Origin of the sequence: Methanovulcanius yangii (assembly GCF_018687785.1) — an archaeon.
In the GTDB taxonomy this organism is placed as follows: domain Archaea; phylum Halobacteriota; class Methanomicrobia; order Methanomicrobiales; family Methanomicrobiaceae; genus Methanovulcanius; species Methanovulcanius yangii.
On sequence record NZ_LTBL01000001.1, the window covers coordinates 1,081,510 to 1,100,162 of the forward strand.

21 protein-coding genes are annotated in these 18,653 nt (G+C 55.4%); 8 read left to right on the top strand and 13 right to left on the bottom strand.

What is annotated here, in order from left to right; genetic code table 11:
- Nucleotides 1–121: 121 nt before the first annotated feature.
- Both hisE and AZH53_RS05445 read right to left on the bottom strand, forming a co-directional pair.
- Nucleotides 122–412 carry a phosphoribosyl-ATP diphosphatase gene (gene hisE, locus AZH53_RS05440; protein ID WP_319642507.1) on the bottom strand — a complete coding sequence of 97 codons (291 nt, stop codon included), beginning with the start codon at nucleotides 410–412 and terminating at the stop codon, nucleotides 122–124.
- Nucleotides 402–962 carry a NusA-like transcription termination signal-binding factor gene (locus tag AZH53_RS05445; RefSeq protein ID WP_319642508.1) on the bottom strand — a complete coding sequence of 187 codons (561 nt, stop codon included), beginning with the start codon at nucleotides 960–962 and terminating at the stop codon, nucleotides 402–404. The genes hisE and AZH53_RS05445 overlap by 11 nt, the downstream gene beginning before the upstream one ends.
- 16 nt (nucleotides 963–978) lie before the next feature.
- On the opposite strand from AZH53_RS05445, the gene AZH53_RS05450 reads away from it, so the two are divergent.
- Together AZH53_RS05450 and AZH53_RS05455 are read left to right on the top strand one after the other, a co-directional pair.
- Nucleotides 979–1,695 carry a DUF432 domain-containing protein gene (locus AZH53_RS05450; RefSeq protein ID WP_319642509.1) on the top strand — a complete coding sequence of 239 codons (717 nt, stop codon included), beginning with the start codon at nucleotides 979–981 and terminating at the stop codon, nucleotides 1,693–1,695.
- Entirely contained in the window at nucleotides 1,695–2,675 is a 981-nt protein-coding gene (locus AZH53_RS05455; protein WP_319642510.1) for a mechanosensitive ion channel family protein, read from the top strand. The genes AZH53_RS05450 and AZH53_RS05455 overlap by 1 nt, the downstream gene beginning before the upstream one ends.
- A gap of 5 nt (nucleotides 2,676–2,680) precedes the next feature.
- Here the strand turns inward: AZH53_RS05455 and AZH53_RS05460 are convergent, their stop codons facing one another.
- Genes AZH53_RS05460 through AZH53_RS05475 form a run of 4 tightly spaced genes read right to left on the bottom strand, consistent with a single transcriptional unit; the run spans nucleotide 2,681 to nucleotide 5,898 of the window.
- On the bottom strand, nucleotides 2,681–3,088 hold the full coding sequence (locus tag AZH53_RS05460; RefSeq protein ID WP_319642511.1) for a heat-shock protein Hsp90: 408 nt from the start codon (nucleotides 3,086–3,088) through the stop codon (nucleotides 2,681–2,683).
- The gene (locus AZH53_RS05465) at nucleotides 3,078–3,695 is read right to left on the bottom strand and encodes an ArsR/SmtB family transcription factor (protein WP_319642512.1); all 618 of its coding nucleotides are present in this window, start codon (nucleotides 3,693–3,695) and stop codon (nucleotides 3,078–3,080) included. The genes AZH53_RS05460 and AZH53_RS05465 overlap by 11 nt, the downstream gene beginning before the upstream one ends.
- A 43-nt stretch (nucleotides 3,696–3,738) precedes the next feature.
- On the bottom strand, nucleotides 3,739–5,205 hold the full coding sequence (gene guaB, locus AZH53_RS05470; protein ID WP_319642513.1) for an IMP dehydrogenase: 1,467 nt from the start codon (nucleotides 5,203–5,205) through the stop codon (nucleotides 3,739–3,741).
- 6 nt (nucleotides 5,206–5,211) lie between these two features.
- Nucleotides 5,212–5,898 (bottom strand): (5-formylfuran-3-yl)methyl phosphate synthase, encoded by a 687-nt coding sequence (locus AZH53_RS05475; RefSeq protein ID WP_319642514.1) that lies wholly within the window; start codon nucleotides 5,896–5,898, stop codon nucleotides 5,212–5,214.
- Between the two features lie 43 nt (nucleotides 5,899–5,941).
- Between AZH53_RS05475 and AZH53_RS05480 the strand changes: the two genes are divergently transcribed.
- Together AZH53_RS05480 and tmk are read left to right on the top strand one after the other, a co-directional pair.
- The gene (locus AZH53_RS05480; protein ID WP_319642515.1) at nucleotides 5,942–6,613 is read left to right on the top strand and encodes a HisA/HisF-related TIM barrel protein; all 672 of its coding nucleotides are present in this window, start codon (nucleotides 5,942–5,944) and stop codon (nucleotides 6,611–6,613) included.
- Nucleotides 6,607–7,209 carry a dTMP kinase gene (tmk, locus tag AZH53_RS05485; RefSeq protein ID WP_319642516.1) on the top strand — a complete coding sequence of 201 codons (603 nt, stop codon included), beginning with the start codon at nucleotides 6,607–6,609 and terminating at the stop codon, nucleotides 7,207–7,209. Before AZH53_RS05480 ends, tmk begins: the two co-directional genes overlap by 7 nt.
- Here tmk and AZH53_RS05490 read toward each other — a convergent pair.
- On the bottom strand, nucleotides 7,181–9,778 hold the full coding sequence (locus AZH53_RS05490) for a valine--tRNA ligase (RefSeq protein WP_319642517.1): 2,598 nt from the start codon (nucleotides 9,776–9,778) through the stop codon (nucleotides 7,181–7,183). The genes tmk and AZH53_RS05490 overlap by 29 nt on opposite strands.
- 133 nt (nucleotides 9,779–9,911) lie before the next feature.
- Here AZH53_RS05490 and AZH53_RS05495 point away from each other — a divergent pair, with 133 nt between their 5' ends.
- Nucleotides 9,912–11,111, top strand: a complete 1,200-nt coding sequence (locus AZH53_RS05495) for a TIGR00297 family protein (protein ID WP_319642518.1) — start codon at nucleotides 9,912–9,914, stop codon at nucleotides 11,109–11,111.
- Between the two features lie 9 nt (nucleotides 11,112–11,120).
- On the opposite strand, the gene AZH53_RS05500 is transcribed toward AZH53_RS05495, so the two are convergent.
- Nucleotides 11,121–11,969, bottom strand: a complete 849-nt coding sequence (locus tag AZH53_RS05500) for a DUF7847 domain-containing protein (protein ID WP_319642519.1) — start codon at nucleotides 11,967–11,969, stop codon at nucleotides 11,121–11,123.
- Between the two features lie 11 nt (nucleotides 11,970–11,980).
- Entirely contained in the window at nucleotides 11,981–12,571 is a 591-nt protein-coding gene (locus AZH53_RS05505) for a pyruvate kinase alpha/beta domain-containing protein (protein WP_319643652.1), read from the bottom strand.
- A gap of 131 nt (nucleotides 12,572–12,702) precedes the next feature.
- Between AZH53_RS05505 and AZH53_RS05510 the strand changes: the two genes are divergently transcribed.
- Together AZH53_RS05510 and AZH53_RS05515 are read left to right on the top strand one after the other, a co-directional pair.
- Complete coding sequence (locus tag AZH53_RS05510) at nucleotides 12,703–13,872, top strand: redox-regulated ATPase YchF (protein ID WP_319642520.1); 1,170 nt, start codon at nucleotides 12,703–12,705, stop codon at nucleotides 13,870–13,872.
- Between the two features lie 63 nt (nucleotides 13,873–13,935).
- A complete protein-coding gene (locus AZH53_RS05515; protein ID WP_319642521.1) occupies nucleotides 13,936–14,256 on the top strand; it encodes a hypothetical protein in 321 nt (106 codons plus the stop codon).
- Between the two features lie 22 nt (nucleotides 14,257–14,278).
- Here the strand turns inward: AZH53_RS05515 and AZH53_RS05520 are convergent, their stop codons facing one another.
- The 4 genes from AZH53_RS05520 to larB are packed head-to-tail and all read right to left on the bottom strand — an operon-like array spanning nucleotide 14,279 to nucleotide 18,271.
- Nucleotides 14,279–15,622 carry an MATE family efflux transporter gene (locus tag AZH53_RS05520; protein WP_319642522.1) on the bottom strand — a complete coding sequence of 448 codons (1,344 nt, stop codon included), beginning with the start codon at nucleotides 15,620–15,622 and terminating at the stop codon, nucleotides 14,279–14,281.
- A 46-nt stretch (nucleotides 15,623–15,668) separates the two neighbouring features.
- Complete coding sequence (locus AZH53_RS05525) at nucleotides 15,669–16,970, bottom strand: hypothetical protein (RefSeq protein WP_319642523.1); 1,302 nt, start codon at nucleotides 16,968–16,970, stop codon at nucleotides 15,669–15,671.
- 18 nt (nucleotides 16,971–16,988) lie between these two features.
- Complete coding sequence (locus tag AZH53_RS05530) at nucleotides 16,989–17,498, bottom strand: nicotinamide-nucleotide adenylyltransferase (RefSeq protein WP_319642524.1); 510 nt, start codon at nucleotides 17,496–17,498, stop codon at nucleotides 16,989–16,991.
- Nucleotides 17,495–18,271 (bottom strand): nickel pincer cofactor biosynthesis protein LarB, encoded by a 777-nt coding sequence (gene larB, locus AZH53_RS05535; protein WP_319642525.1) that lies wholly within the window; start codon nucleotides 18,269–18,271, stop codon nucleotides 17,495–17,497. Before larB ends, AZH53_RS05530 begins: the two co-directional genes overlap by 4 nt.
- 47 nt (nucleotides 18,272–18,318) lie before the next feature.
- Here larB and AZH53_RS05540 point away from each other — a divergent pair, with 47 nt between their 5' ends.
- Nucleotides 18,319–18,639: an ABC transporter permease gene (locus tag AZH53_RS05540; RefSeq protein ID WP_319642526.1), complete on the top strand. Its 321-nt coding sequence runs from the start codon at nucleotides 18,319–18,321 to the stop codon at nucleotides 18,637–18,639.
- Nucleotides 18,640–18,653: the final 14 nt, after the last annotated feature.

Consider the following 18,653-nt stretch of genomic DNA (forward strand, 5'->3'; position numbering starts at 1 on the left):
GCCACCATGCAGATAACCACAATTTACTCATTTTTCTCACCTACGCGCAGATCAGGCACAAAAAAATCAGCGCGGGTCATTCCCAAAGCGCATGGAAAACAAAGAAAATATTGGAAATATCTTACCTGCGCCGGGACGCAAGTTCATCCAGGACGTCCTCAAGCCTTACATCCCCGGCGCGCAGGGAAAGAAGCAGATGGAAGATGAGATCCGCAGACTCCTCCACCTTACGCCCATAATCATCGTTCTTCATCGCAAGAATGAACTCCGTCGCCTCCTCACCTACCTTCTCAAGGGACTTGTCAATGCCCTTTCGGTGGGTCAGTATACTCACCACATACGACCCCTCGGGCATCTCTTCCATTCGCTCTCCGATGACATCCCACAACTCTTCCAGTACTTCACTTCTCATATCGCACCTCTTCGACAGTCACATCCCTGATTTCCAGACCATAATATCGCTGGCAGAGGAGCCGGGCCTTTTCGATATTTGCCCCGCCTTTGCCTATGGCCACTCCCATATCTCCTCTCTTTTTCAGAACGATCTCAACGATACGGCTTTCTCCGTCGCATTCAACCCTTGCAATCTCAGCAGGCCACATGGCATGTGAGATCAGTTCCATGGGAGATATGCCCTCCTCGACCATTTCAATGCGTTTCCCCAGAGATTTCTGCAGCCGCTTGATATTTTCACCGTTTTTTCCGATTGCAATACCCATCTCACCCTTAGCTATGAGATAGATTATTCGTTCGAACGCATCATCAATGATGCAGTCAACGGGCGAAATTCGGGTCAATTGCTGAAGTTCTTCAGTATATCGCCGTTCCTTAATGTCTGGAGCAGGGTGCATTCCGGATTCGACATAGTGTTGTTTAGCATCAGTAATAACCCCTTGGCACCCTAGCGGACACATTCCAAACGATATGGCCGCCGCTTCCGGCGAACACTTTATATCTTTCATTTTTAATCTTAATGCAATGTACGGCAAAAGGGACATTCCCTTCCGGTATGAAGACGAAACAGTCCTCCTCGAGGCATCCGAGGAGAAAGGTCTCCTCAAATACAGGCGGGTAACCAGCATGAAGGACTCATTTGAGAAGACCATCATCACCTCATCGGATGCCCGCATTGTCGTCAATCCTGTAGAACCGGTTAATCTACCAAAAAAGGTAACAAATTATCTGGAAATAGAATTCCCCCCGCTGGTGATGGCCCCCAATGATCAGCGGACCATCCATCTGACCTTCCCCCTGGAGATAGGAGTCATCGTCTTTGGCAACAAGGATATGAAGGCCATAGACATCTTTTCCTACTGCCCTCAGAAATATTCGCTCTACGGTCCGGCGGGAGGGGGGCTGATTACCAAATGGCACCGGAGTGACCTTTATCAGGATCTTCCCGTCACCGATCGTCTCTGTGAAGGGATCCTCAATCTGCGCATCCAGAACAAGACCAGCGAATGGCAGAACGTCTCCCGGGTCGTCCTGGATGGATATGCAATGAAGATCTATTTCAGCAGCGAAGCAGTCAGAATGTTCGCACGGATGAAACTGATGACCTCCACCATTGCAGAAACCGAATTCCAGAGCGTTACCTCCCACCGCGATGTCCTCCAGAAATCGATCGAGCTGTATCACACGCTCAATATTCCCAAACTGAGCAGGGTATTTACCATGGAATGGGGGTTTGACTAATGTTCGAAATCAACAGCAGCGCCATTATGGAATCGACGTTCTATGGGTCGGTGACATTCGGACAGATCATCACATTTTTTGCAGTCCTCATAATCGCCATCATCATCGCCAAGTTTGTGACCATTAATCTTGAACGGGGGCTCAAGGACAAGGTCAGCAAAAACCACCTGAACCTCGTCTCGAAGATATTTTACTACGCCATCATCGTAATCGGCCTCGTCATCGCACTTCCAAACCTTGATATCGACTTCTCCGGCCTCCTCGTTGCCGGAGGCGTGCTTGGTATCGTCATAGGATTTGCCGCCCAGAGCGTCGTTTCAAACCTCATTTCAGGAATATTTCTCATCTTCGAGCATCCCATCAAGATCGGTGACAACGTCCTCATCGATGATGTCCATATCATTGTTGAGGACATCCGCATACTCTCAACCATCGGCAAGACCTTCGACGGCATCTATGTCCGTATCCCGAATGAAAAGGTCTTCACTACCAATATCGTCAACTATGTTGCCAATATCGCCCGTAGATTCGAGTATGACGTGGAAATCCGTTATGCCGATGATGCGGGGAAAGCAATTGCCATCATCGAAGATCTCATTGATAAGGAACCATTCTGCCTGAAAAATCCGGGTTCATCGGTCTACGTCGATCAACTCGCATCCGACGGGGTCATGATCAAGGTGCGGATGTGGGCACCTTCCGAGGTCTGGTGGGATGTGCGAACCACCATGCTCTGGCGCATCAAGGTTGCAATCGAGGCAGAAGGCATTGAAATCCCGTTCCCGCAGCGGACCCTCTGGCTCCCCGAATTCCATGAACTGATGACCCGGGGGAGTCCGGCAAGAGAGAAGGGTCTCCCCCTGCAACAGGAATCCGACACCGGAGCACGTCCGGTCTCACCCCATGAAGTCCTTTCAGGAATGAAATTATTCAAAGATTCCACAGAAGGACAGGGATCTTCTCAAAACGGAAATAGCTAAAAAAATTATTCAATTTTTGGCAGGAGTATTTTCCTGCAGAGAATATCCATAATACCATGTTTTATTCCAAATCTGCTTTGCCCTGCATGGATGGGGGACTTTAGTTGAATCTCCGTTATCCTGTTTCCAAGAGCGATGACAACTTTGTCATCCATGAATTCAACCGAAGGTGCAGACATTTCCTCGGACGGTATTTCAAGGGTGATGTAGATGAACTCATCATCTTCAACCAGCTCATAGGGCAGACCCTCATCATAATCGTCCATCTGGAAAATCCGGGTATCCTCGCCCGTTCCGGTAATGATGGTGCAACCAACAAACCGTGCCGAATCATCAACCGGCAGGTTCCTGATTAACTCTTCCATCGCTTTTGCGAGTATTTTTGATACGTCGTCGTTGGGGTCATGTGCCATTTTTCTCACGCACCTTATAGAGTTGTCCGTTCCACGATACGATCCCCGCCGCAGTCAGGCGTGCAAGGGATTTAACCAGTTCGTCTCTGGAAATTCCTGTAATTTCCACAATTTCATCCACTGAGAGGGCACTACTGCAAAGAGCAGTTACCAGAGTAATCTCTGTCTCGCCGTCTAATATGTCTTTGCTAGTGGACACAAGATCAGCGATCGCTGCATCAATATCATGCTCGATATACTCGAGACTGCTCAGGTAATAATTTCTGGAGGCAAACAGGTTTTCAAGGAGTCGCACCGAACGGAAAAAGGCCGTTTCGGTCTCCGACCTGACCATTCCACCAAGAGTTTCGTCCTCCACATCGATTCTTACATTGATTTTTCTCGAGAGGTAGTAGTATTTCCTCCTCCTCTCATCCGTCCTCCAGAGAAGGACATTCTCGCGTTCCATATACTGGAGATGCTCCACTACGGCTTTTGGGCTGATCTCCAGCCTCTCCGATATCTCAGTCACAAAGCATGGTTTTTCGCGCAGGAGTCCGATGATCCTTCTCCGGTTCCGGTTTCCAAGCACATCCAGAAGGCGGGATACCTCATCCCCTTCGATCATATTTACCCAAGGTAAGGGAGATGAAAAATAAAATAGTTACTGATCAGTCAACCACCCGGTAGTTGGGTGCTTCATCAGTGATCAGAATATTGTGCGGGTGACTTTCGGTATATCCGGCAGAGGTGATGCGGACGAACTGCCCCTGCACCTTGAGATCAGCGACGGTGGCAGAGCCCGTGTACCCCATTGCGGATTTCAGTCCGCCCACAAGCTGATAGAGGACTTCGGATACATTCCCGACATACGGGATTGCTCCTTCGACACCTTCGGGAACAAACTTTGTGCGCCCGATATCCTTCTTCTGGAAATACCGGTCGCTCGACTCACCACTGCTCATGACACCCAGCGATCCCATCCCACGGTACTGCTTGTACCTGCGCCCCTTCATGGCAATCAGCCGACCGGGCGATTCATCAGTGCCGGCAAGGAGACTTCCCACCATCACACAGTCGGCCCCGGCCGCGATTGCCTTTGCAATGTCACCGCTGTACCGAATACCTCCATCGGCAATGACCGGGACGTCGTATCCTGCAGCGACCTCGGCGACATTTGATATGGCTGTTATCTGTGGGACTCCGACACCTGCCACAATGCGTGTGGTGCAGATACTGCCGGGTCCGATACCTACCTTAATTGCGTCAATCTCTCCTGCATATTCCTCCGCACCTGCTGCTGTTGCGATGTTTCCGGCAATCACGTCTGCACTGACGCTGCCCTTGATGTCCTTGACCGCCTTCACCACATTCATGTTATGTGCATGGGCACAGTCCACTGCCAGGGCATCAGCCCCTGCCTCATCAAGGAGCATCGCACGTTCAAAGTCGAATGGACCGACTGCTGCGGCGACCCGCAGATTTCCATCCGCATCCCGGATGGCATTCGGGTTCCGGTGACGTTCGAGCAGATCCTGCATGGTGATGATCCCCATAAGGATGCCGTCTTCTCCGGTGACCGGGAGACGTTCGACCTTGTTTGCATACATCACCTCGAGGGCCTCTTCAAGAGAGACGCCATCGCCAACGGTGATGAGCTCCTTCGTCATCACATTTTCAATATTCTCGGTTGCACGCCTCTCCACAATCCCACGGAGATCGCGCCTGCTGACGATGCCGATGATCCTTTCTCCCTGCATTACCGGGACGCCACCGATATCATGGAACCGCATCATGCGATCCACATCGGCAACCGTCGCGCCGGTCTGGACGGTCAGCACATCACGCTCAATGATATCTTCAGCCTGTTTTACGATCTTAATCTCTTCAGCCTCGCGGATTGCAGGCATATTCCGGTGGAGGATACCAATACTTCCCTCGCGGGCGAGGGCGATTGCCATTTTGGATTCGGTGACCGTATCCATCGCGGCCGAAATGATCGGGATATTCAGGGAGATATTGCGGGTAAACCGGGCACGAGTATCGGCTTCCGATGGTTCTACATATGATTCCGCCGGGACGAGAAGAACATCGTCGAACGTGAGTGCCGTCGGAACCTCCCACTTCTCACTGTACATTTGATATCACCTGACCATTGCTATCGCTTTTTCAACGAGATCTTCACGGACGCGGTCGCTGCGATCGCCGCCACAGACCATGCCCCGTACCCCGATGATCTCAGGGCCGATCTCCTTGAGAGGGGCAATGTCATCAAACTTGAGCGAACCGGCAAGTGCGGTCTTGATGTTCATGCTGCCGTTGGTGTCAGTAAACTCTCCCAGCGCAGAGATATCCATGAAATCAAAGAGGCCTTTTCCGTCCTTGATACCGGTATCGATCATCGCCACATCCGCACCAGCCTCTGCAGCAAGGGGGGCCATCTCCATCGGTGAGATCGTGTTCATCCTCTCATAGTCCGCATACGCGGCGATCACCACATTCTTTTCGGGGAACTGCCACTTGACAGCCTGAACGACGGCGCCAATCAGCTCGCCGGCCTTCTCAGCCCCATTAAAATTCAGGCCAACCTTGATGTAATCCGCACCGGCGCAGGCGGCACCGTATGCAGACAGTGATGCTCCGCCCGGGAGATAGGCGTAATCCCCTATTGCAGCGCTCACGGGTTTATCGGTCATATCCTTGATTGCCCGGATCACCCATGGAAAATTGGCACCCAACGAACCTTCGGAGGGTTTTTTCACGTCAATGATATCCGCAGCCAGTGCATATCGTGCTTCCTCAACACTGGAGGGACTGACTAATAGTTCCATACTTATTTTTGGTGACTTCCCCTAATAGTGATTACGTTAGCACATGGATTTGATTCTTGCAATCGACCTGAAGGACGGGCAGGTCGTTCATGGAAAAGGAGGGCATCGACAGACGTATCGTCCTCTGGATTGGGCGTTTTCAGATACCGCTGAACCTGGTGGATTTCTGAAGGCGTACAGGCCGAAATATATTTATATCGCCGATCTCGACCGCATCGAAGGGACCGGGGACAATACCGACCTGATTTTCGCATGCGCGCACTCGGTGGAGCTTTGTTATGCCGACCGGGGCCTGACCTCCCCCGAAGAGGCGCTCAACACGGCCGGTATCGTCGATATCATCGGCACCGAGACGGCCGCCGCCACCCTCGCAGACTTTACATCCGGGTTTGTAAGCCTCGATATCAAAGACGGCCACGTCATCCCGTCAGGCGAAGACCCGACAACCTTTCTGAAAAAGCTCAATACAACCGCCATCGACGGGTGCATCATCCTCAATATCACATCCGTCGGTACCGGGGCGGGGGTGGATGCAGACGAAGCCGCACGGATGCGCGCAGCATATGACGGAACGCTCATTTACGGTGGCGGCGTCGCAAGGCGAGACGACCTTTTCGCCCTCGCAGATGCGGGATATGACGGCGCCATCGTTGCAACGGCAGTTCATTCGGGAGAGATACCCCTCGAATGGGTACGGGAGGGGAAGATATGCTGATAACGATAGAGGGTATCGACGGATGCGGCAAATCCACCCTGACAAAGGGTCTCGGGGATGCGCTGGCCGACCTCTCTCCCCTCTTTACCCGTGAACCGGGTTCGACCTGGATTGGGGATCAGGTACGACGTGGCATCGCTGAAGAGATCGACCCCATCGCAGAAGCCCTTCTCTTCGTCGCCGATCATGCGGCCCATCTGGCCGAGGTCATCCGCCCTGCCCTTGCAGAGAGTCGCCTCGTCATATCCGACCGGTATTCCGACTCCCGCTATGCCTACCAGCAGGTGACACTGGCCCCGTACCTCCACGACCCCCTCCTATGGCTGCGCTCGGTCCACGGGAGCTGGACACGCCAACCCGACCGTACCTACCTGTTGATCATCCCGGTTGAAGATGCGCTGGAGCGGCTCGACGGAAAGGATGGAAGGGAACACTTCGAACAGGGTGTGGTACTGGAGCAGGTGCAGAAGAACTACCTCCTGCTGGCAGAGGAAGACCCGCAGCGGTTCGTTCTTGTCGACGCACTGCAGGAAAAAGAGAAAATATGTTCTTTTATCGCCGGAGATATCAGGCAGCTTTTCCAATCGTCACAATGATGCCACCGTCGAGGGTAAGCACCTCGACCTCTTCTCCTGCAACGGTATATCCATAGACCGGTGCAAAGGAACCCGTCGGGACGGGGATTTCTTCTCCGTTCACGGTTACCGTTGCCGGTGCCAGTACGAGGTATTCTTCCGGAAGTGCCCGGACGGCATCCATGAAGCCCTTTGCCTTGCCGCGCAGGGTCGGGCCGATGACGGCCATGTTGAACTCGACATCGCGGACGACACGGGTGAGGTCCGGCTCGTCCGTGCTCCATGCCACCGTCCCGTTCAGGGTCCGGGATGCATCACCCGCATCATCAACAGGGATTGGACTGTAGACCACGATGTCTCCCAGCGGTGCGTTGAGCGCCATCCCTGCATCATGCTTGTAGCGCCGTATCTCCGATACAACATTTACAAGGAGGGAGCCGGCCTCGTCCGCCCCTGCGTCTGCATAGGAGACGACCGGCCATGCCTGCGCATGAACGCTCTGTGTCCCCAGATGGTGGTAGACCTCTTCTGCAAAGAACGGCGTCATCGGTGCGAGCATCCGGCATATGGCATCAAGGGCGGTCCGCAGGGCGAAGATCGCACCCGCGCGTTCATCCCCGCCTTCATAGAGCCTGCCCTTGACCAGTTCGATATAGTTGTCGGCAAAGACCTCGCGGGCAAATTCACGGATGCCACGGATGGCGCGATCGAACTGGTAACTCTCCATCGCAGCGGTGACGTCCTCGACGGTTCCCGTAAGGCGGGCAAGGAGCCACCGGTCGGCAAGGGCGGAAGGTCCGGTCGGTTCCGGTCCGTCGTACCGTTCCAGCTGGAGGAGGACGAACCGCGCGATGTTCCAGAGTTTCGTCTGGAACCTGGATGCCGCAATCACATCGTTCCACGAGAATATGATGTCCGAGCCGGTGGAGGCTCCAATCGCACTCCACTGGCGGAAGGCGTCTGCTCCGTAGTCGGCCAGGATATCCTCGGGAGGGATGATGTTGTTGCGGGACTTGCTCATCTTGAACCCGTCCTCGCCGAGCACCATGCCGTTGACGAGAATCTCGTTCCACGGCTTCTCGCCGGTGAGAGCGATCGACCGGAGGATGGTGTAGAAGGCCCATGTGCGGATGATGTCATGCCCCTGCGGACGTATCTGTGCCGGGAAGTGCGCCGGAATATCCGTGCCGTCCCAGCCGCAGACGTTGAGGACCGATATCGAGGAGTCCATCCAGGTGTCGAGGACATCCGTTTCCCCGACAAATGACTCCGACCCGCACTTCGGGCACGTTTTCTTCGGCCGGTCCGTCGTCGGGTCGATGGGCAGTTCCTCTTCCTCCGGGACGGCCATCTCACCACAATTTTCACAGAACCAGACGGGGATGGGCGTTGCAAAGATACGCTGACGCGAGATGCACCAGTCCCATTCCATCTGGGAAGCCCAGTTCTCCAGTCGCATATACATGTGCTCGGGAGACCAGCTGATCTGTTTTGCCGCGTCGATGATCTTATCGTTGTGAATCTTCACAAACCACTGCCGCTCCGAGAGGATCTCGATGGGTGTCTTACACCGCCAGCAGGCACCAACACGCTGGTCCAGTTCCTCCTGGCGCAGCAGAATCCCCTGCTCCTTCATGTCCGCGAGGATGCGGGCGCGGCACTCCTTCGTATCCAGACCTTCATAGGGGCGGGCGATGGCCGTCATCTTCCCCTGCATGTCGATGGCCTTTCTCAGTTCGAGATTGTGCTGTTTCCACCAGTGCACATCCTGCTTGTCGCCGAAGGTACAGATCATCACCGCACCACTACCGAATTCGGGATCCACGGCCGCATCCCTGATGACCGGGACATCATGGCCGAAGAGCGGGACCCGGAGGGTCTTTCCTTCCATTCCTGCATACCGCTCGTCCTCCGGATGAACAGCCACCGCAACACAGGCGGCAAGGAGTTCGGGCCGGGTCGTTGCGATCTCAACGCCATCAAAGTTGAAATAATTCAGGAAGGTCGTCCGGTCTTCATAGCTGACCTCGGCAAACGCGATTGCCGTTTCGCAGCGGGTACAGAAGTTGACCGGATGTTCGCTCTGGTAGATGTCACCGGCCTTAAGCATCCGCAAAAACGATATCTGCGTCTTGCGGTAGTACTCGGGCATCATCGTGATATATTCATTCGACCAGTCGATGGAGAACCCGCAGCGGCGCATGGTCGCACGCATCTTCTCGATATTGCCGATGGTAAGCTCCCTGCACATCTCCCTGAACTGGTCACGCGGGACGTCATTTTTTGTAATCCCGTGCGTCTCCTCCACCTTGACCTCGGTGGGAAGACCATGGCAGTCCCATCCCTGCGGGAACATGACATTGTATCCGGACATCCGCTTATAGCGGGCAAGAAAATCAATATAGCACCAGTTAAACCCGTTTCCGATGTGGAAATTGCCGGTCGGGTAGGGAGGCGGCGTATCGATGATAAACTGGGGTTTCGTGGACGCGGGATCAAAATAATTTGACTCGTCCTTCCATATCCCGAGCCACCGTTCCTCAACGGCATTTGCATCGTAGGTTTTCGGTATCTCCTCAGATGGCGACATTTCGCAATTATTTGTATTTTTTCTCTGATATAGTGATCGCATGGAGAAAGACCCCGTGTTCACAGTTGATCCGTCCCTGATTCAACGAATCCCATCCATAAACGAGATAAACTGCGGACACAATTCTATAATAATGGAAAAAGAGCCGGGAATGGTGGCGGCATCCCTTCTTGCCCTCGTCTGCATCATCATTGCCCCCTTTATTACTCCTGCATGGCTTCTTTCCCTCTTTGTCATCCTCATATGCGCACTTCTCTTTCTGGTTAAAAAATCCTTATACACGTCTTTTTCCATCGCGGTCATCGCCGCCCTCTACGGCATCGGCGTCATTCCCCTTGTGGTCTTTTCCACCACCTTTGCGATCATCATACTCGGTGAGGCCGCATACCGGATAGGCGGACGGAATCATGCCGGATACATCCCGTTCACGGTGGTTGCAACCGCGAGCGCTTTTCTGGTCATGCTGTATTCCGGCTACAACGAGCCCCTCGTTGCCATCACCGGCGTCGTTGTGGCACTGATCCTCCATTCGGCACTCGGGGAGAGAAATGACAAGGTATTCATCGAGACGCTGGGGGTTGCAATGACGATGCTCCTCTTCTACGAGATCGACTTCACCGTCGACTTCACGCTGCTCGCAACGGCGGTCGTCATTGCCTTTGCATTCGGGTACTTCTCGTACAGGATGAAGGCAGCGGATCTCCCCGGCATATTTGCCGCAATACTTCTCGGCATCCTCCTCATCGTCTTCGCCGACGTCACATGGTTTCTGGTGATGCTTGCCTTCTTCATCATGGGGTCTGCGATGACCAGGTACCGGTATGACGCCAAGACGAAGATGGGCGTGGCAGAGGGTCATGGCGGCGTCCGGGGATACTTCAATGTATTTGCAAACGGCCTTGCAGGTGTCGCTGCGGCAGTCCTCTTCGGCATCACCGGTGACCCTGCCTATACTGCATTTTATCTCGGCAGCGTCGGGTGTGCAACGGCCGACACCCTTGCAAGCGAGGTGGGCGTCACCGGCGGCACCCCACGCCTGATCACGACACTCAGACAGGTCCCCTGCGGCACCAACGGTGGGGTGACACTCAAGGGAGAGGTGGCAGGGACGGCCGGAGCCTTCATCCTCGGCGTTATCGCCTACCTGCTGGGCGTCGCCGACGTCACTCTCCTTGTCATCACCACGCTGGGAGGATTTGTCGGGACAAACATCGACAGCCTGATAGGCGCCCTCTGGGAAAACAAGGGAATCTTCGGCAATGCAGGAACCAACTTCCTGGCAACACTTCTGGCAGGCCTCTTCGCAATGGGCGTCTATATCCTGCTGGTCTGAAAAAAAGAATCAGGAATATTTGTACCAGCGTCCCTTTTCGTCATAGACGCCCTGTTCCTGAGACGGACCGGGCAGTACCAGCCCTTCTGCAAATTGTTGGTAAAACGCCGCCTTAAAAGGTATGAATACCGCAGTAAAGAGACCCACACCAAAGGCATAGATGATGGTAAACCAGAAGAGCGCCTCTTCCCCGATGAGTGCCTCCTGCTCTTCGGGAGTCATATTCAGGACCTCACTCGTTGTCAGCGTCTCATCGAAGCTCATGGAGCCCGCAAGAAACACAGAACCGATGATGAGAAGTCCGAAGATGATGACGACCCCCAGGAGGACGCTTACCATGATGAATTTGAACACTTCGAACGGTCGCGCAAGTACGACCTGCGCACTCCGCGAGAGTGAGGCAAAGAGCTTCAGATCCCCGAAGACCGCCGCCGTATCATACAGGAAGAAGAAGAATGCGAGCGGTACAGCCACCCAGAAAAATCCGAAGGCGCCAAATTCAGGATCCGCTCCTCCCGTTACCATGCCAAGGACGGTCATCACGATAAATCCGGATACCAGTGCAAGAACCGCGATGAATATCCCCGGCAGCAGCACCCGGAAATAATGGTTCCTCCCTTCCCTGAAGTACGCACCGAGAGAGCCGTCTCCTTCCCGGATGACCCCGAGGCTGGCAGCGACAAAGAAGGGGAGCAGAAGCGCCCCGAAGAATGCCGCAGCTTCTCCGTACCAGATCAACCCGCTGTACATGAAGTATTCCGTGAGCACCAGAGGTATTCCCGCTGCCAGCCCGGCAAGCAGGATCACCGGATAGCGCCGGATAGACTGGAACCCACCCCTGAGAGACTGAAATGCCATTATATTCGCCGTTATCTGTTGCGCGGCATCGCGACGATTTCGCGTACCTGAAGGCTGAAATACGATGCGGTGTGGGCCGGCAGTATGACGCAGACCGTATCGGCGCCCTGAGCGGTCCCCCCGACGGCAATGATCTCATCGGTGACGGGGATTTTTCCCTGGTCAGTCGCGATGAGTGTGCACTCCACGGCGACTTTGAGGCCGATCGCAACGGTCCGTCGCAGGGCCTCTGCGATGGCATCCGAACGTGACCCGCCACCTATCTTGGGATTTGCAGAGATGGCACGCTCAAGACCGGAGAGAACATGGGTTCCGGTGACGATCTCCGCGCCACGTTCCCGGAGCCAGGATTCGTTTTCGGCGTCGAATTCCCACACACCCGGTTCCCGAAAGCCCACCACATGCGTGACCACGACGAGCGAGAGCCCGGTCCCTTCCATCTCCTCCATAAAAATGCGGGCGGTGGACCCTGTTGTGCTTGCCACGACGATGGTTCCTATCCCCAAGTCCCGCGCCCGTTGCACCGCAATCCGTGCTGCGTCACGGGAGTTCTCCTTTCCGGGATTCTCAAAATAATATGTCGTCTTTTCCGTGAAGCTCATGATAACGTTTTTGTGCATCCTCTCATTTATACTGTCTTACGCAAATGCAGGAACCCCCCTGCAGATCGAGGAACCAGCCGGACGGAATGGTCCGGCACCCCCGATCCATTCTGAATATTGGAGGATACCAGATGATTACGATTGCAATTGCAGGAAAGCCAAACTGCGGAAAATCAACATTTTTTACCGCTGCGACCCTCGCCCATGCGGAGATTGCCAACTATCCGTTCACGACCATCGATGCAAACCACGGTGTCGCATATCTCCGGACGCCATGCCCCTGCCAGGAGCTTGGAGTTCCATGCACGATGTGCACGGGGGGAGTACGGTTCATTCCCGTCGAACTGATCGATGTCGCAGGGCTCGTCCCGGAAGCCCACATGGGAAAGGGACTGGGCAACCAGTTCCTCGACCACCTGCGGGAGGCCGACGCCATCATCCATATCATCGACGGCAGCGGGTCGACCGATGCGGAAGGCAACCCGGTGGACGCCGGTTCCCACGACCCGCGAAGCGATATCGGTTTTATTGAACGGGAGATGGCGATGTGGATCTATGGCATCCTTGCCAAGAACTGGGCGAAGATGCAGCGCTCGACGCAGCAGAAGACCTTTAACATCATCGATGCCGTCGCCGAGAACCTTGCCGGCCTCAAGATCACCCACGAACAGGTCCGGGATGCCGAACGGGGAGCAGGCATCAACCTGAAGTCCTGCACCGACGACGAACTCATCGCCTTCTGCGACATCCTTGTCCGCATGAGCAAGCCGATGGTCGTCGTCGCGAACAAGGTGGACCAGTCCACCGGGGAGATTCTCGCGGGTCTGAAAGAGACGGACATCTCCTTCGCCACGGCCGCAGGCGAACTGGCCTTGCGAAAAGCAGTCGAGGGAGGCTTCATCACCTATCTCCCCGGCGACCCGACATTTGCCGTCGCGGACGGCGTCACTCTCACCGATGCCCAGAAACGGGGACTGGGGGCGATCGCCCAGGCCATGGAGATCATCGGCGGGACCGGCGTACAGCAGGCAATCAACGGGGTGGTCTTCGATCTGCTGGACATGATCGTGGTCTATCCCGTCGAGGACGAGAACAAATTCTGCGACGGCAAAGGGAGAGTGCTCCCCGATGCCTTCCTGATGAAGCGCGGGGCAACGCCACACGATATGGCATATCAGGTGCACAGCGATATCGGAGACGGGTTCCTGTATGCGGTGGATGCAAAGACAAAAATGCGGATAAAAGAGACGCATGAGCTCAAACACGGCGATGTCATCAAGATCGTCTCGACGAAAAAATAACCCGGCCCTCGCCGGGGACAGACACAAACTATTTTTAGGTTGAATAAGAACACCTTTTGTACCATGGGTGGAGAGATCTATCAGGCCCAGATTCTCAGGAATTTCTTTGAGACGATCACCGGGACTGACCGGAACCTGACGCGAATCTACATGTGTGTCATCACCACGGCAAAGTTGCGGATGGAGCCACCCGAAACCCTGTCACATCTCGTCGACCAGATGCGCAAATCCAAGCAGAAGAAAGAGCTCTCGGTCGACATCATCGATTATATGTGCCAGGCGGCGATTGATATCGATATGCACTCGGTCATGACGGCGTTCGGCGTGCAGGACGTCGCGCAGATGTCTGAAGACATCATCGGGGTCAGCCTCGATTCCCTCTGATAATATTCTATTCTCCGGCTCTTCAGATAGACGTCTCTTTCCACTTCCCGGTCTGAAACATCAGGTACAGGGCGACGAGCTGCACCAGGAGACCTACGACCATTGCATACCATACCCCGCGAATGCCGGTCCCGGTCACGTCCGGCAGGAGGATGGCGAGAGGTATCTGGACGATAAAATACGAGATAATCCCGGCATACATTGGTTTTTTTGTGTCCCCTGCTCCGTTGAGGGCAAACGAGAGGACGAGGGCGGCGGCAAGGAAGACATAAAACGGGCTTACGACCTGCACATAAGACAGGGCGATGGACTCCGACATACCGCTCGGATCAAAGAATCCAACCAGGCTCGCGCCGAAGACGAGAAAGAATGCCGTCATTGCGACCATAAACGCCCCATAGATGGCCGTTGCCGTCCAGACCGACTGTTCTGCACGGGCGGGATCTCCTGCCCCGAGATTCTGCCCCACCATGACCGCCGCGGCGGTCGCAATGCCGAATCCCGGCATCAGCACCATGGTCTCCAGCCGGTTGACGATGCCGTAGGCGGAGAGGGCATAGGTCCCATAGGCGGTAACGATGGTGAACATGATGAGGAACGTGACGCTGCGTATTCCCGACTGGACCATATTGGGAATGGCCACCTTCAGGATCCTGCGGATCAGCGGCGGATCAATATGCAGGTGCCGGGTAAATCCCATCTGTGCGTTCAGGGGTGAGAGAAGGGCGATTCCCGTGCAAAGCCCGATGGTGCGGGTCAAAACCGTTGCCATGGCTGCGCCCGCCACCCCCATCGCCGGCAACCCGAACCAGCCGAAGATGAAGACGGGATTGAGAATGATATTGAGGATGTTGATGATAGCGATGATGATGAGGGGCGTCGTTGAGTCCCCGATGCTCTGGAAGAAGGTGGCAATGATCCAGAACTCGACAAGGGCTGCAATGCCAAGCGAGAGGATGGTGAGATACGCCGACCCCTCGGCCGCAACCATCGCGTCCGCACCGAGGAGAAGGAGGATATCCTCCGTCCAGAGGACGCCGACGATGGATATCAGAACAGAGAAGACAAATCCAATGGCAAGCGACTGCACGAGGACACGCCCGGCATCTTCATAATCCCCTTTCCCGTAGTACCGGGACACAAATGCGGTCGTTCCGCCGTTGAGGCCGATGACGACCGTCATCAGCACGAAGATGACGGTGAGGGAGAGGGCGACACCCGCAATCGCCTCGGGACTCAGGCGCCCGACGAAGAAGAGGTCCGCCACCTCGACGAGACCCTGCAGTATATTGCCGACGATGATTGGGGCTGCGACCGCCATCAGGCCGCGGGGAATGCTCCCCTCGGTGAGGTTGACCTGCTTCATGAACGTGACTCAAAAGATGGAGAGCAGGAGATATAGAACTATACCCCTACGAACCGGACGGGAAGGGGACGGAAACGTTGACACCCCCACCACGGATGGCCGTCAGGCGTGCACCGAGGTCTTCCACGCTTGCGGGGATCTCCTTTGTCAGGGCGTCCATCTTCCCCTTTGCTTCGCCAAGAAGCTTCTCATCCAGTTCCCTGCGCACCTCGACGACATGAAGCGCCTTCTCGGCATCGTCAATCCGCCGGTAGATGGTGAAGGTGGACAGTTCAGCCCTGAGATCCTGTATCTTTGCGGCATTGTCGGCCCACCGCCTCCAGAGATCCGTCAGGGGGGAGATGAAGGCATCGGGCCCTGCAAAGAGGTCTTCCTCATCCCGGTTCTTGATGATCCCCTCATGCCTCCCCATGAGCGCCTGCAGGGCAGGATACAGCACCAGATACTGTGTTTCTATTCCCTGCAGGTCAATAGCATCGAGACTTGTGAGGGAGGCCTGAAATGACCCGATGGATTTTCCGGTTCCGGCATCCCCCTCACTCTCCGCGGCATGGGCAGCCTTCCTGAATACGTTGGCAGACCGGGAACGGAACTGTTCAAACTCTGCCTTCATGCCCTTTTCCTTCTTCTCAAGGTTGTTCATCTCGGTAGAGAGCGCATCGGCAGCGCCCTTCTCCTCCACCTTCATCAGCCCGGCAAGAGTCTCACGTGCCCCGGCAAGGTCGGCATCTTCACGCACGATGAGAACGTTGAGTTCGGCTTCATTCTTCTCCATGAGCCGGAACTCTGCGATATCCGCTTCGATTGCCGCGGCGACCTCCCGGGCGGCCTCGATCGCATCCATCTCCGCACGGGCGGGGCCGAGTCGTTTCCCCAGCGCATTGACATCCCGTCCTATAATATCAAGCGATGCACGGATCTCCTTCATCTCCTTTGGAAAGACCGTCGCGATATACCGCCCTGGCCCCTTCATGTTCTTGGCGGTTCCGGCAATGATGTCGACACAGTCGTCATAATACTCTCCCGGCACCGTTGAGAGCCGGACATCAAGGGTCTTTTCCATCGCCGTGACAAACCGGGGGATGCCCTGCTCAACCACCCGGCGCAGCTTCGGACTCAACACCTGATCGGCCGGCGGCTGGAGCCGGGAGAGGCCCTCCACCTGCACCTTGAGAATTTCGATGGCGCCCTCCGCCCGCTCCCGCGATGCAAGAACCATGTCGTCGAGGTCGCCGTGAATCTCCTTCTCCCGTGCGTCCAGCCAGGCGGGAACTTCTGTGAGTGTCAGCTCGATGGCGTGCGGCTCTTCCTCTTTTCTGCCGAATATCGATTTCAGGAATCCTGCCATAGTGTTCCCTCTCTCCTTTTAGTCGGTTTTTGCTATCTGCTGCAGGCGTGCAACACCATCGATCTCATCGATGATCTCTGCAACGACCGGGGGAATCAGCTCTTCCCAACGTTCACCGGCAAGCATTCGCCGCCGGATCTCCGTACCGCTGAGGTTATGCCGTTCGAGCATCGCCGGGGAGATGACATCGATGCCCTGCTCCTTAAAGAGCCGGACGACGAGCGGGTTGGAGGAGAAGACATGCTCGAAGGGGGGCGAAATGGACCGCACATGGGCAACCCAGAGGGCATTTCTCTGAATGTCCTCGATGGGGATGACATAATACGGGCACCCGAGGTCTTCGAGGGCACGGGTGATCATCATTACCCGTTCACCGGCAGTGAAGGGATTGTTCACCGTATGGCTGAACTGGGCGCTTCCCACCCCTATGACGATCTCATCGACGTCCTCTGCTATCCGCTCCAGTACCGACTGGTGACCGTTATGATACGGTTGAAACCGCCCGATGTAAAAACCCCTGTTTTTCATTGTTTACTGCTCCCTCGTGCAATCTGTGCGGCAAAGGCACCAGCGGTGAATCCCGCATCGATATTGACGACGGCGATGACGGCACAGGACTGGAGCATGCTTGCAAGGGCCGCCTCGCCCTGCCCCATATACCCGTAGCCGGTACTGACGGGGACGCCGATGACCGGCCGGTCCACGAGACCTGCCACCACGGTGGGGAGGGTGCCTTCCCTTCCCGCAACGACGATGTAGACATCAGCATCCTGCACCCTTCCCAGTGCCGGGAAGAGGCGGTGGATGCCGGCGGCGCCAACGTCATGGATCATGTGGACCGTGCATCCCATCTCCTCGGCGATGACGCGTGCTTCTTCTGCGACCGCGATATCCGACGTTCCCGCGGTGATGATGCCGACGACGCCGTGATTCTTTTCCGGAGGGGGTACCCGTGATGCGATGGCAATGCGGGCATTCCGGTTCTCTTCCACGGCGTATCCGTTCTCCCGTCCTGCCTCCCGGAGAGCGTCGAACCGTTCCGCGGCAACACGGGTGACGACACAACGCCCGCTCGTTTCGACCACCCTGTTCACTATGGACACCAGATGTCCGACCTCTTTTCCCTCGGAGAGGACCACCTCCGGCATACCGCACCGAATGTGCCGTCCGGCATCAAAATGAGCAATTTCCCCGATCTCCTCAATCTCCATACCGTGAATGGCCATTTCCGCATCCCTGAGTGATATCTCACCGGATTGAAATGATTTCAGAATGTCGGAGAGGGTTGCATGGGGGTTCATGGCTGATAATAATCATATTAGTCTACGTTAAATAATTACGTATTGCCATGGCGTCCACCTACCTTCTCTATGTCACAGTGTTCGGAGCACTGGTGATTGCCTATCTCTGGCTCAGGGATGCACGAATATTTTACCGGACCGGACTGCCGGGGTACCGCAAGGCTGCCTATATGGGAGTTCTCTATACCGCCCTCGGGCTGCTGGGAATCTATTTCGCCTATGCCCAGGCGGAATTTCTCGGCCTCGGCATCATCCTCCTCGCCCTCTATATCCAGGGCAGGGTGAAACGCGAAAAGGTGTTTGGGAAGAATACCCCCACGGTCGACCGGCTGCTGGGAACAGCAAATGCGCAACAGAAGAACAAGTGAGAGAATACAAGGGA